This window comes from Pseudaquabacterium rugosum (assembly GCF_038066575.1).
Taxonomy (GTDB): domain Bacteria; phylum Pseudomonadota; class Gammaproteobacteria; order Burkholderiales; family Burkholderiaceae_C; genus Pseudaquabacterium; species Pseudaquabacterium rugosum.
The window spans coordinates 12777-25897 of the sequence record NZ_JBBUTF010000003.1; the positions used below are offsets into that span (position 1 = coordinate 12777).

Sequence of the window (13121 nt, forward strand, 5' to 3'; positions counted from 1 at the left end):
GCGCCTGCGGAGGCGCCGGCGCCGCCCGGTGGCCGGAGGCCGGCGGTGAGCGCCGCACCGCGCCCGCGCGACGGGTGGCCGCGGCGGACGATGCAGGCCTGGCGGTCGATCGGGCTGCTGTGGCCGCTGAGCGCGGCCGAATGGCGACATCACCGCGGTCGGCATCTGGCCACCGTGCTGGCGGTGGCGCTCGGCGTCGCCCTGGCCTGCGCGGTGCAGATCATCAACCGCTCGGCGCTCAGCGAGTTCAGCCAGGCGGTGCGCGCCAGCGAGGGCACGCCCGACCTCGCGCTGCGGCCCGACCCCGCCGTGTCCGATGCGCTGCCCGAGGCCGAGGCCGGCACGCGCGCGCTGCAGGACGGCGTGCAGGCCGTCTCCCCGGTGATCGAGCTCGACACGCTGGCCCGGCGCGATGCGACCACGCCACCGGTGACGCTGCGCCTGCTGGGCGCGGACGTGCTGGCCCTGGCCCAGGTGCAGCCGGGCCTGCTGCCGCGGCCGTTGACGGATGACCCGTCGGATGCCCGGTCAGAGGGCCCGACGAACGATCGGCGGGACGCCGGCGGCGGCCTGACCCGCCTGCTGGCTGGCGACACCGTGTCGCTGAACGCGGCCGCCCGCGCCCGGCTGGGCCTGGGCACCGGTGACCGCCAGCTGCAGCTGCGCACGCCCGAGGGCTGGCGCACGGTGCGCCTGGTCGGCACGCTGGCGACCGGCGGGGCGCCGCTGGCGCTGGCCGACATCGCCGCCGTGCAGGATGCGCACGGCGCGGCCGGTCGCCTCAGCCGGCTCGATCTGAAGCTGCAGCCGGGTGTCGATGCGCAGGCCTGGCGCGCGGCACATCCGCCGGCCGCCGGCCAGCGCTGGGTCGAGGCCGAGGAATCGGCGCAGCGCACCGACCGGCTGTCGCGCGCCTACCGCGTCAACCTCAGCGTGCTGGCGCTGGTGGCGCTGCTGGTCGGCGGCTTTCTGGTCTATGCGGTGGTGGCGCTGTCGGTCGCGCAACGGCTGCCGCAGCTGGCGCTGCTGGGCGTGCTGGGCATGGACGCCGCCACGCGCCGCCGCTGGTTGCTGGCCGAGCAGGCGCTGCTGGGCACGGTCGGCAGCGTGGGCGGCCTGGCCGTCGGTGCCGCGCTGGCCTGGGCGGCGCTGCGCCTGCTGGGCGGGGATCTGGGCGGCGGCTACTTCAGCGGGGGCTCGCCGCCGCTGGTCTGGCCGGTGGCCGAACTGGCCGGCTGCGTGGGCGCCGGCATCGCGGCGGCCGTGGCCGGTGCCTGGTGGCCGGCGCAGCGCGCCGCGCGCATCGCCCCGGCGCTGGTGCTCAAGGGCCTGGGCACGCTGGACGGCGCCGCGCCGGGCTGGCGCACGCCCCTGCTGGCGCTGCTGCTGGCCGCCGCGCTGGCCGCCTGCCCGCCGATCGACGGCATCGCCTGGGCCGCCTATGCCAGCGTGGCCGTGCTGCTGGCCGCCGGCGTGCGCGCCGTGCCCGCGCTGGTGCAGACGCTGACCCGCCCCTGGCCGCACCCCGGCGGCGTGCTGCCGCTGCTGGCCCTGCGCCGGGCGGTGCACGCGCGCCAGACCTCGTCGGCCGCGATGGGCGGCCTGGTGGCCAGCCTGGCGCTGTCGGTGGCGCTGACGGTGATGGTCGGCAGCTTCCGCCAGGCCGTCGACGACTGGCTGACCCGGCTGCTGCCGGCCGATGTCTACCTGCGCGCGGCCGGTGGCAGCACGACCGCCGCCCAGACGCCCTGGCCCGACACGCTGCTGACGCGCATCGCCGCCGTGCCCGGCATCGATCGGCTGCAGAGCGGCCGCAGCCTGATGCTGAACCTGCGGCCGGACCTGCCGCCGGTGCAGCTGCTGGCGCGCCGGCTGGGGCCGGATCCGGGGGCCAGCCTGCCGCTGCTCGACGAGACGGTGCGCGCCGGGCCGGCCGCGACGGCCGGAACCTCCGGACACGCCAGGTCTTCGGCGTCTTCGGAATCCGTGTCGCCACCGGCGTCACCCGGCTCGCCGGCGCCGTCGAGGCCATCCAGCGCCTCGTCCTCCTCGTCCGCGCTGTCTGCCGCCGCATCCGGATCCTCCGGCGCTGCCGCGCCACTGCCGCCGATCTGGATCAGCGAGGCCATGGCCGCGCTCTACGGCTGGCAACCGGGCCAGACCGTGCACCTGCCGCCGGTCGCCGGCCTGGCCCGCGCCACGCGCTGGCAGGTGGCCGGCCTGTGGCGCGACTACGCGCGCCAGCACGGCGCCGTGGTGGTCGATCTGGACGCCTGGCAGCGGACCAGCGGCGACCGCGGCCTCAACGAGATCGCGCTGTGGCTGCGCCCGGGCACGGCCGGTGACAGCCCGGCACTGGCCGAGGCCCTGCGCGCGGCCGCCGGAGCGCAGCATCCGCTGGAGCTGGCCTCCACCGGTGCGCTGCGGCGGCAGTCGCTGGCGCTGTTCGACCGCAGCTTCGCCGTCACGCGCTGGCTGCAGGCGGTGGCCGTCGGCGTCGGGCTGGTCGGCGTGGCCGCCAGCCTGTCGGCCCAGGTGCTGGCCCGGCGCAAGGAGTTCGGCCTGCTGCGCCACCTGGGCTTCACCCGCCGCCAGGTGCTGGCGCTGGTGACGCTGGAGACGGGCTGCTGGCTGCTGGCCGGCGCGCTGGTCGGCCTGGGGCTGGGCGCGGCCATGGCCTGGGTGCTGGTGGCCGTCGTCAACCCGCAGAGCTTCCACTGGACCATGCCGCTGCACTGGCCGGCACCGACGCTGGCCGCGCTGGTGGCGGCGGTGCTGGCCGCGGGCCTCGCGGCCAGCGCCTGGGCCGCCCGCCGGGCACTGGCCGGCGATCTGGTGCGCTCGGTGAAGGAGGACTGGTGATGCGCCGCCGACGACTGACCGAAGCGCTGGGCCTGAGCCTGGCCGCGCCGCTCGGACCCCGTCTTGGTCTGGGCCCGGGCCTGCCGCTGGCGGGCGCCGGCGGCCTGTCCGCGGCCGGCGTCCGGGCCGAGACAGTGCAGGCGCCGCAGGCGGCACGGCAGGATGCCGCGCCCGCCACGCCACCCACCACGCCGACCACGCCGCAGCCCGCGCAGCCGCGGGACACCCGCGCCGAGGACCGCGTCGCCCCGCAGCGCACCTGGAGCTGGCCGCGCGACCACGGCGCACATCCGTCGACCGCCATCGAGTGGTGGTACGTCACCGGCTGGCTGAGCCCCGCCGCCTCGCCCGGCACATCCACGGGTCCATCCACCGGCCTGTCCGCGGACACCGTGACGGCCACCCGGCCGCTGTCCGGCACGGCGGCACCGCCGGCCTCGCCATCCGCCCTGCCCACGCCCGCCCACGGCTTCCAGATCACCTTCTTCCGCAGCCGCACCGGGCTGGCGGGGCGCGGCCGCTGGGCACCGCGCCAGCTGCTGTTCGCCCATGCCGCACTGACCACGCTGCCACCCGCCGGCCGCGCCGCCGGCACCACCCACGACACCCGCAACCCCGCGGCGGCCGGCGATCCACACCGCCCGGACACCGCCGGCGCCCACCGCCACGCCCAGCGCGTGATGCGCTGGAACGGCGACCCCACCCTGCCCGAGGCCCATGCCGCGCTCGACGACACCCGGCTGCGCATCGGCCCCTGGCAGCTGCAGCGCCGCGAACCCGGTGGCCCGGGCACGCCCAGCCTCTACCAGGCGCGGCTGATGGCGCCGGCCGAAGGCTTCGGCCTCGCGCTCGACCTGCGCGCCAGCCAGCCGCTGCTGCTGCAGGGCGATCAGGGCTGGTCACGCAAGGGGCCGCAGCCGCAGCAGGCCAGCTGCTACCTGACCGAGCCGCAGCTGCAGGTCAGCGGCCGCATCTGGCGTGACGGCCGCGAACAGGCCGTGCAGGGCCGGGCCTGGCTGGATCACGAGTGGAGCGACAGCCTGCTCGACCCGCAGGCCAGCGGCTGGGACTGGATCGGCATCAACCTGGCCGATGGCAGCGCGCTGACCGCCTTCCGCCTGCGCCGCCCGGATGACCACCCGGTCTGGGGCGGCGGCAGCTGGCGCAGCCCGGGCCGGCCGATGCAGCCGTTCGCCCACGATGCGCTGGACTGGCAGCCGCTGCGGGTCTGGCGCAGCCCGCACACCGGCATCCGCTATCCGGTGGCCTGGCGGGTGCGCAGCCGCGCGCCGATGGCCGCGGCCCGGACGGCCGCCCGCGGCGACGGTCCCGCGGCCTGGACCGCCGACGGCCGGCTCGATGTCGAGGTCCACGCGCTGCTCGACGCGCAGGAGCTCGACAGCCGCGCCAGCACCGGCGCGATCTACTGGGAGGGCCTCGTCGAGCTGTGCGCCGGCGGCAGCCGCCAGCGCCTGGGCCTGGGCTATCTGGAGATGACCGGCCGCGGCGAGCGGCTGATGCTCGGAGGCTCCGTCGGCGGCTGAACCGTCGACGCAGCCCGGCCCGGCGCGGGGCGCGGGCTCAGACCGAGCGACGGTCGACCGAGACCGAATCCGCGCCGCGGCGCGGCGGGATCGGTGCGGCGCGCACGCAGTTGCGGCCGGCGGACTTGGCCGCGCGCAGCGCGGTGCCGGCGTCGGCGATCGCGTCGTCGAGCGCGGCATGGGCGGCCCCGATGCCGGCCACGCCGACGCTGACGGTGGCGCGCACCGTCTCGCCGTTCCAGCTCAGGCGGATGCCGGCCACGCGCTCGCGGATGCGCTCGGCCACGTCGAGTGCGCCCAGCGGATCGGTGTGCGGCAGGTAGATCACCAGCACGCCGCCCCCGAAGCGCGCCAGCAGGTCGTACTGGCGCAGCATGGCGGCGATCTGGCGCGTGGTCTCGACCAGCATCGCGTCGCCGCAGGCCTGGCCCCAGCGCTCGTTGAGCATGCGGAAATGGTCGGTGTCGACCATCAGCAGCGCGGCGTCTTCCTGGTGGCGGCGCAGGCGCGACCACTCCCGGTCGGTGGCGGCGATGAAGTGCTGCTGGGTGTAGGCGCCGGTCAGGGCGTCGCGCACCGCGTCGGCGTGCAGGGCCTCGCTCAGCGTCTGGGCCGCCACGGGCGCCCGCGCCGCGCCGGACGGCGGCACCGGCTGCGCCGTGGCCGCACCGGCCGCGGTCTCGGCGCTGCGGCCACGACGATCCTGGCCCAGGCTCCAGCGCAGCACGTCGGCCGTGGCCTGACGCTGGCGCTGCTCGACCGCCGGAGCGGCCGTGCCGCGCGCGCTGGCCGGCGCACCCGGGGTGCTCGCCGGGCCGCCCGGGCGGGCGCGCCACAGCAAGAGCAGCGGCGTGCTGACCAGCGCCACCGAGGCGCCGATGGCCGCACCGGCCCAGCTCGCGCCGCCGGGCAGGCTGTGCTGCAGCCCGTAGCCGAGTCCGGCGGCGAGCAGGCCGGCGGTGGCCGTGCCGGCCAGCAGCGGGCCCCAGGCCACCGGGGTCTCAGGGGGGGCGTCGGAGCGCACGGGGATCTGGACAGGGTTCATCGCGTCGACGGCAGGAGAGCAGTGCTGCTATGGACGAGATTGCATCACAAAGCGTCTGCCGCACAGAGGACAAAGTTCCCGATTGCGCCCTGCGTCCACGGGGCCGGGGCGGTCCGTGCCTGCCCGTGGCTCAGTGGGCGCCCCCCGCATCGACGGCGCCCGCCGCACGGCCGGGCCGGCGCGTGAGCCAGATCAGCCCGATCAGCGCGACGAACAGCACGGCCGAGCCGAGGAAGATGTCGTCGGCCGCGCGGGTGTAGGCCTGCTGGTCGATCAGGCGGTTGATCTGCGCCCAGGCGCCGGCCTGCGGCAGCCCGGCCGCCGACAGGCCCGACATCGCCTGGCCGAAGGGCGTGCCCGTGGCCTGCGCGGCCAGCGCCGGCAGCTGCTCGGTCAGGTGGGCGTGGTGCATCGCGGCGCGGTCGTCCCACAGCGTGGTGGCGATCGAGGTGCCCATCGCCCCGGCCGTGATGCGCACGAAGTTGCTCAGGCCGGCGGCCGAGGCGATGCGTTCGGGCGGCTGGCCCGACATCACGATGGTCGTCAGCGGGATGAAGAACAGCGCCATGCCGATGCCCTGGATCAGCGTGGGCACCATCACCTGGCCGAAGGTGGTGTCGGTGCTGAAGCCCGAGCGCATCCACAGCACGAGGCCGAAGACCAGGAAGGCCACCGTGGCCATCCAGCGCGGATCCCACACCGACACCTTCTTGCCCACCAGCGGCGTCAGCACGATGGCCATCAGCCCCACCGGCGCCAGCGCCATGCCGGCCGAGGTCGCGGTGTAGCCCATCCACTGCTGCAGCCACAGCGGCATCAGCACCACGTTGCCGAAGAACAGGCCGTAGCCCACCGAGATGGCCAGCACGCCGAAGGTGAAGTTGCGCCCGCCGAACAGCCGCAGATCGACCACCGGGTGCTTGTCCGTGAGCTCCCAGATGACGAAGACGACGAAGCCGACGGCCGCCAGGACGGCCAGCGCGACGATCTCGCCGGAGGCGAACCAGTCCAGCTCCTTGCCCTTGTCGAGCATCAGCTGCAGCGCGCCCACCCACAGCACCAGCAGGGCCAGGCCCACGCCGTCGATCGGCAGCCGGCGCGTGGGCGTCTCGCGGTGGCGGTAGATGCCCCAGGTCACGGCGGCGGCCAGCAGGCCGACCGGCACGTTGATGTAGAAGATCCAGGGCCAGCTGATGTGGTCGGTGATCCAGCCGCCCAGCAGCGGCCCGACCACCGGCGCCACCAGCGTGGTGACGCCCCAGAAGGCCAGCGCCTTGCCGGTCTGGCTGCGCGGATAACTGGCCATCAGCAGCGTCTGCGACAGCGGGATCATCGGCCCGGCCACCAGGCCCTGCAGCACGCGGAAGGCCACCAGCAGCTCCAGCGACGGCGCCAGACCGCACAGCCAGGACGCGATCACGAACAGCAGCACGCTGGCGGTGAACAGCCGCACCGCGCCGAAGCGCTGGGTCAGGAAGCCGGTCAGCGGCACGCTGATCGCGTTGGCCACGCCGAAGCTGGTGATGACCCAGGTGCCCTGCCCCGGGCTGACGCCCAGGTCACCGGCGATGGCGGGGATCGAGACGTTGGCGATCGACGAGTCCAGCACGTTCATGAACGTGGCCAGCGACAGCGCGATCGTGCCCCAGAGCCGGGCCGAGCCTTCGAGCGGCGCGGGGCCGGCGGGCGGGCCGGCAGGACGGGCCGGAGCGGGGGCGGATGCCGGCGCGGCCGACGCAGTGGCACTCATGGCAGGGACTCCTGGCGGGATCGGCGCATCGGATCAGCGGCCCGGAAGCGCCACGGCGACGGCCTGCGGCGCCACGCGTGCGTGGCTGCCCGCCACGCTGGCGTGGCTACCCGGCACGCTGGCGTGGCTGCCAGGCCCGCTGGCGTGGCGACCCGCCACGGCCCCCGTGTCGGGCTCCGCACGCGCCTGGCCGGACAGGCCGCCGGCCGGCGCGGCCGCCCGCGCCAGCGTCGCCCCGCGGCCGGCATTGGCCGCGATCACGCGCGCCACCTCGCCATCGGCCTCGGCCAGCAGCGGGTCGAAGACGGTGGTGCTGGCCACCGGCTGGCTGCGCGGTGCCTCGGCCAGCAGCGCACCGGACGCGTCGCTGACGTCGACATCGACCGTCATCGACAGGCCCAGGCGCAGCGGGTGCTCGCGCAGCTGGACCGGATCGAGCGCGATGCGCACCGGCACGCGCTGCACCACCTTGATCCAGTTGCCGGTGGCGTTCTGCGCCGGCAGCAGCGCGAAGGCCGAGCCGGTGCCCGCACCCAGCCCGATGATGTGGCCCGAATAGCGGACCGACTTGCCGTAGACGTCGGCCACCAGGGTGGCCGGCTGGCCGATGCGCAGGCTGCGCAACTGGCTTTCCTTGAAGTTGGCGTCGACCCAGAGCTGGTCGAGCGCGACCACCGACATCACCGGCGTGCCCGGCTGCACCCGCTGGCCGATCTGCACCGCGCGCTTGGCGACGATGCCGTCGATCGGCGCCGGCAGCTCGGTGCGCTTGAGCGCCAGCCAGGCCTGGCGCACATCGGCCGCGGCCTTGGCCACGGCCGGATGGTCGGCCAGCTGCAGGCCGTCGGTCTGGGTGCGGCCGGCGCCCTGCTGCTCGCGCGCGGCATTGATGGCCTGGCGCGCGGCACTGGCGCCGGCCTGGGCGGCCTGGGCCGCCGACTGCGCGGCCTGCAGCGCCTCGCGCGCGGTGCCGAGCTGGGCCTGGACGTGGGCGACCTCCTCGCGGCCGACGGCACCGCTGGCCAGCAGCGGCTGGCGACGGGCCAGATCGTCCTGCAGGCGGGCCACCTCGGCCTGGGCACGGGCGACATCGGCGCGGGCGCTGGCCGTCTGGTTGTCGGCGCGGGCGGCCTCGGCCTCGCGCAGGCTGACCTGGGCGTCGAGCGAGCCGTTGTTGGCGTACAGCGAGCGCACCTGACGCACCGTCTGCGCCAGCTGGGCCTCGGCCTGCGACAGCGCCAGACGGGCGTCGGCCGGATCAAGCTTGAGCAGCGGCATGCCGGCGCGCACGCGGTCGTTGTCATCGGCCTGGATGGCGACCACGCTGCCGCTGACCAGCGGGGTGATCTGCACCAGATTGCCCTGCACGTAGGCGTTGTCGGTGGCCTCGTGGTGACGGCCGACCAGCGCGTACCAGGCGCCCCAGCCACCGCCGACCAGCAGCACGGCGGCGGCCACGGCGGCCAGCGCGGTGCGGCGGCGGCCGCCGGCGGGGTTGGCGGTGACAGCCGGGACGGCCGGGGTGGCCGATGCGCCGGCGGGCGCCGGTCCGGTGGCGGGGGCGTTGGCCGCCGTGTTGGCCGCGGCGGTGGACGATTGCGGGGTGTCGCTCATGGTGTCTGCGGAGATCCGGTGAAGTGTTCGGGGAGCGCGGCGGGGCTCAGCCGCGGGTGGGCCGGGCGAGCGCCACGGCCGGGTCGGGGGCCTGTCTGGCATCCGCAGCCGCGGACGGCATCGGCGCCGTGCCGGCGGCCGCAGCGGGGGCGGCCGGCGCGTCGGCGTCCTGCCAGCCGCCGCCCAGTGCGCGCACCAGCTGCACCTGGCCGTCCAGGCGGCGGGCGCGCAGATCGACGGCCGCGCGGCGCTGGGCCAGCACCGCGGTCTCGGCGCCCAGCACCTGCAGCTGGGTGGCCAGGCCGGCGCGGTAGCGCTGGCGGGCGATGTCCCAGGCCGATTCGGCGGCCTGCAGCGCCTCGCCCTGGGCGCGCTGCTGGCGCTCGATCGACTGCAGGCTGGCCACCGCGTCGCGCGCCTCGCGCAGGGCGTCCAGCACCACGCCGTCGTAGGCGGCGATGGCGGCGCGGGCGTCGGCCTCGCGGCCGCTCAGGCTGGCCTTCAGCCGCCCGCCGTCGAAGATCGGCAGGTGGATGGCCGGCGTCACCGTCAGGTCCCGGCTGCCGACCTCCAGCAGCTTGTCCAGCGACAGCGCGCTCAGCGCCGCGCCGGCCGACAGGTTGATGTCGGGATAGAAGGCCTTGCGGGCGACGGCCACGTCCTGCGTGGCGGCCTCGACGCGCCAGCGCGCGGCGCTGATGTCGGCACGGTGGGCCAGCAGATCGGCGCCCAGGCGGGCCGGCGGGCGCAGATCGGTGCCGGCGGCCAGCGCCGGGCGCACCCCGTCGAGCGCCTGCGGGGCCAGGCCGGCCAGCACGGCCAGCTGGTGGCGCTGCAGCACGATCTGCTCGTCGAGCGCCTCGATCTGCTGGCGGGCGTCGGGCACGGTGGCCTCGGCGTTGCGCTGCTCCAGCGCAGTGTCGAGGCCGGCGGCCACGCGCTGGCGGGTCAGATCCAGCAGCGACTGGCGCTGCACCAGCTGCTGCTCGGCCACCGCGTGCTGCTCGATCAGGCGGGCCAGCTGCACCCAGCCGCGGCCCAGCTGGGCCGACAGCAGCACGCGCGCGGCCTGGGCATCGGCCGCCGCGGCGCGGCGCTGGCCGAGGGCCGCACCGAGGGCCGCCGCGTGGCGGCCGAAGAAGTCCAGCTCGACCGTGCCGCCGATGCGCAGCAGACCGCTGGTGCGGGTGCTGCCGGCCACCGGCGCCGGCACCAGGCCGTTCTCGGTGTAGCGCTCGCGGGTGAGGCTGCCGCTGGCATCGACCTGTACGCCCTGGCCGGCCTGCACGATCTCGGCCGAGGCCGCGGCCCGCTCGGCGCGCGCCTGCAACTGGGCCAGTTGCGGCTGGCCGGCGAGCGCCTGGTCGATCAGGCGGTCGAGGGCCGGATCGCCCAAGGCCGTCCACCAGCGCTCGGACGGAAAGGCGGTGGCCCGCGCGGCATCGCCGGGGGCCGCGGTCGCCGCCTCGCTCAGGCCCGGGCCCAGACCCAGGGCCTGCGCATCACGCGGCGCCAGCAAGGTGGACGCCGGGCCCGGGCTGGCGCAGCCGCCCAGCAGCAGCAGCGCCGCCGCGGCGATCGCGGTGGCGGCGGTGCCCAGCGTCAGCGACCAGCCGGCGGCCGGCGGTGCAGAGGCCCGGCCGGCAGCGGCCAGAGCGGACAGGACGGAGGAATCAGGGGCGGTCATGGCGGGCATCGGGGATGCGGGGGCGGGTTCAGGGCGGGCTGCGGGTGGTGAACGGCGGGTGGTGGGCACCGGGGCATGGGCACCGGGGGTCCGGCCCCGGGTTCAGGTCTCGGGCAACCGGTCCGCAGTGGGCGACATGCAGGCCACGTCGGCCACCACCGGCGGCACCGGGCCGCCGTCCTCGCGCACGTCCTCGCGCAGGCGGTCGGCGTTGGCCACCAGGCGCATCAGCAGGCCGATCAGCTGCTGCCACTCGGCCTCGCTGAAGCCCGACAGGTGGGCGTTGAGCACCTCGCACAGCACCGGCGGCACCTGGGCGGCCAGCACGCGGCCGCTGTCGGTCAGCTGCAGGTCGACCACGCGGCGGTCCTGGGCCGAGCGCTCGCGCACGATCAGGCCCTTGGCTTCCAGGCGGTCGAGCGCGCGGGTCATCGCGCCGGGGTCCAACGCCAGCTCGCGCGCCAGCGCGGCCGTGGTCTGGCAGCGGCCCTTGGCCAGCGCGTACAGCGGCAGCCACTGCGCGTGCGTCAGGTCCAGCGGCAGCAGGCGGCGGTCGGTCTGCAGCAGGAAGGAATTCATCACCCGCTTGACCAGATAGCCCAGGCTGTTGCCCTGGGCCAGGACCTCGGGCGTGTAGAAGTCCGCCGGAGCCGGCTCGTGAACGGGGGTGACGGGCTTGGATTCAGACATGTACGCCAGTTTATTGCCTATGCAATGAATGCCTGCACAGTCATTGAATAGTCCTGGTTCCAGCGTGGGTCTTTGCCGCCGGGCCCCTACACTTGCCCGCCATGGCCCGCTCCTCCGACACCCCCGACCGCCCCAAGGGCCGCAGTGCCCGCTCCCTGTCCGGCCTGCTGCCCTTCCTGCGGCCCTACCGTGGCCGCATCGCGCTGGCCGTGCTGTTCCTGATCGCCGCGGCGGTCACCACGCTGGTGTTCCCGGCCGCCCTGCGCGGGCTGATCGACGCCGGCATGGACCGCAACGCCTCGCCCGAGGCCACCGGCGAGCGCCTGCTGGCCCTGCGTGGCCACTTCATGGAGCTGGCCGGCGTGGGCGTGGCCCTCGGCCTGTTCTCGGCGCTGCGCTTCTACGCGGTGACCTGGCTGGGCGAGCGCGTGACGGCCGATCTGCGCAACGCCGTCTATGCCCACGTCGTGCGCCAGAGCCCCGAGTTCTTCGAGACCACCGCCACCGGCGAGGTGCTCAGCCGCCTGACCACCGACACCACGCTGGTGCAGACCGTCGTCGGCTCCTCGCTCAGCCTGGGCCTGCGCAACACGGTGATGGGCCTCGGCGCCCTGATCATGCTGGTGTGGACCAACCCCGCCGTGATGGCCCAGGTGCTGGGCATCCTGGTGCTGGTGGTGGCGCCGTCGCTGTACTTCGGCCGCCGCGTGCGGCGCCTGTCGCGCGCCAGCCAGGACCGCGTGGCCGATTCCAGCGCCATCGCCGCCGAGGTGCTCAACGCCGTGCCCGTGGTGCAGAGCTACGTGCAGGAGGGCCGCGAGGCCGAGCGCTTCCGCGCCTCCACCGAAGCCGCCTTCGACACCGCCCGCCGCCGCACCAAGGTGCGCGCCGGCCTGGTCGCCTTCATCATCGGTGCCACCTTCAGCGCCCTGCTGTGGGGCCTGTACCAGGGCACCCAGGCCGTCATCGCCGGCCGCATCAGCGCCGGCCACCTGGGCCAGACCGTCGTCTACGTGATCCTGCTGGTGGGCAGCGTGGCCGTGCTGAGCGAGGTCTGGGGCGACCTGCTGCGCGCGGCCGGCGCCACCGAGCGCCTGATGGAGCTGCTGGACAGCCGCTCACCGGTGGCCGAGCCGAACACACCGCAGGCCCTGCCCCCGGTGCGCGGCGGCTCGGCCGTGCGCTTCGAGCACGTCGGCTTCCACTACCCGTCGCGCCCCGACACCGCCGCCCTGGCCGATCTGGATCTGCACATCCAGCCGGGCGAGACCGTGGCCCTGGTGGGCCCCTCGGGCGCCGGCAAGTCCACCGTGCTGCAACTGCTGCTGCGCGCCTACGACACCGGCAGCGGCCGCGTGTGCGTGGACGGCGTGGACGTGCGCGATGCCGCGCTGGCCGACCTGCGCGGGCGCATCGGCATCGTGCCGCAGGACTCGGTGATCTTCTCGACCAGCGCGCTGGAGAACATCCGCTACGGCCGCCCCGAGGCCAGCGACGAGGAGGTGATGGCCGCCGCCCGCGCCGCCTACGCCCACGACTTCATCACCGCCCTGCCCGACGGCTATCACAGCTTCCTCGGCGAGCGCGGCGTGCGCCTGTCCGGCGGCCAGCGCCAGCGCATCAGCATCGCCCGCGCGATGCTGAAGAATCCGCCCCTGCTGCTGTTGGACGAGGCCACCAGCGCGCTGGATGCCGAAAGCGAGCGCATGGTGCAGGCCGCGCTCGAGCGCGCGATGGCCGGCCGCACCACCCTCGTGATCGCCCACCGCCTGGCCACCGTGCTGCAGGCCGACCGCATCGTGGTGCTGGACGCCGGCCGCATCGTCGACATCGGCCGCCACGAGGAGCTGGTGGCCCGCGGCGGGCTGTATGCGCGGCTGGCGCAGATGCAGTTCGGCGACGAGGGGCGGAAGGCGGCGTGATGCAGGC

At 75.7% G+C, this 13121-nt stretch carries 8 protein-coding genes; 3 read left to right on the plus strand and 5 right to left on the minus strand.

The genetic code is table 11. From position 1 onward, the window contains the following. The first annotated feature begins 45 nt into the window (after nucleotides 1–45). A complete protein-coding gene (locus AACH11_RS02665; protein WP_341372660.1) occupies nucleotides 46–2862 on the plus strand; it encodes an ABC transporter permease in 2817 nt (938 codons plus the stop codon). Then, nucleotides 2862–4406, plus strand: coding sequence for a lipocalin-like domain-containing protein (locus AACH11_RS02670; protein ID WP_341372661.1), 1545 nt, complete (start codon nucleotides 2862–2864; stop codon nucleotides 4404–4406). Before AACH11_RS02665 ends, AACH11_RS02670 begins: the two co-directional genes overlap by 1 nt. Nucleotides 4407–4443: 37 nt before the next feature. Here the strand turns inward: AACH11_RS02670 and AACH11_RS02675 are convergent, their stop codons facing one another. The 5 genes from AACH11_RS02675 to AACH11_RS02695 all read right to left on the minus strand — a co-directional run bounded on the left by AACH11_RS02675 (nucleotide 4444) and on the right by AACH11_RS02695 (nucleotide 11192). After that, nucleotides 4444–5451 (minus strand): GGDEF domain-containing protein, encoded by a 1008-nt coding sequence (locus AACH11_RS02675; protein ID WP_341372662.1) that lies wholly within the window; start codon nucleotides 5449–5451, stop codon nucleotides 4444–4446. Nucleotides 5452–5581: 130 nt separating this feature from the next. Then, nucleotides 5582–7201 (minus strand): DHA2 family efflux MFS transporter permease subunit, encoded by a 1620-nt coding sequence (locus AACH11_RS02680; protein WP_341372663.1) that lies wholly within the window; start codon nucleotides 7199–7201, stop codon nucleotides 5582–5584. Nucleotides 7202–7234: 33 nt separating this feature from the next. Further along, a complete protein-coding gene (locus AACH11_RS02685) occupies nucleotides 7235–8815 on the minus strand; it encodes an HlyD family efflux transporter periplasmic adaptor subunit (protein ID WP_341372664.1) in 1581 nt (526 codons plus the stop codon). Nucleotides 8816–8861: 46 nt separating this feature from the next. After that, nucleotides 8862–10502, minus strand: coding sequence for an efflux transporter outer membrane subunit (locus tag AACH11_RS02690; RefSeq protein WP_341372665.1), 1641 nt, complete (start codon nucleotides 10500–10502; stop codon nucleotides 8862–8864). A gap of 102 nt (nucleotides 10503–10604) precedes the next feature. Then, nucleotides 10605–11192 carry a MarR family winged helix-turn-helix transcriptional regulator gene (locus tag AACH11_RS02695; protein WP_341372666.1) on the minus strand — a complete coding sequence of 196 codons (588 nt, stop codon included), beginning with the start codon at nucleotides 11190–11192 and terminating at the stop codon, nucleotides 10605–10607. 101 nt (nucleotides 11193–11293) lie between these two features. Here AACH11_RS02695 and AACH11_RS02700 point away from each other — a divergent pair, with 101 nt between their 5' ends. Further along, entirely contained in the window at nucleotides 11294–13114 is a 1821-nt protein-coding gene (locus AACH11_RS02700) for an ABC transporter transmembrane domain-containing protein (protein ID WP_341372667.1), read from the plus strand. Nucleotides 13115–13121: the final 7 nt, after the last annotated feature.

What these genes read in the sequence shown, in the direction of transcription:
- AACH11_RS02680 (WP_341372663.1), bottom strand. Translation starts at nt 7,201, where the DNA reads ATGAGTGCCACTGCGTCGGCCGCGCCGGCATCCGCCCCCGCTCCGGCC.
- AACH11_RS02690 (WP_341372665.1), bottom strand. Translation starts at nt 10,502, where the DNA reads ATGACCGCCCCTGATTCCTCCGTCCTGTCCGCTCTGGCCGCTGCCGGC.
- AACH11_RS02685 (WP_341372664.1), bottom strand. Translation starts at nt 8,815, where the DNA reads ATGAGCGACACCCCGCAATCGTCCACCGCCGCGGCCAACACGGCGGCC.
- AACH11_RS02670 (WP_341372661.1), top strand. Translation starts at nt 2,862, where the DNA reads ATGCGCCGCCGACGACTGACCGAAGCGCTGGGCCTGAGCCTGGCCGCG.
- AACH11_RS02675 (WP_341372662.1), bottom strand. Translation starts at nt 5,451, where the DNA reads ATGAACCCTGTCCAGATCCCCGTGCGCTCCGACGCCCCCCCTGAGACC.
- AACH11_RS02700 (WP_341372667.1), top strand. Translation starts at nt 11,294, where the DNA reads ATGGCCCGCTCCTCCGACACCCCCGACCGCCCCAAGGGCCGCAGTGCC.
- AACH11_RS02695 (WP_341372666.1), bottom strand. Translation starts at nt 11,192, where the DNA reads ATGTCTGAATCCAAGCCCGTCACCCCCGTTCACGAGCCGGCTCCGGCG.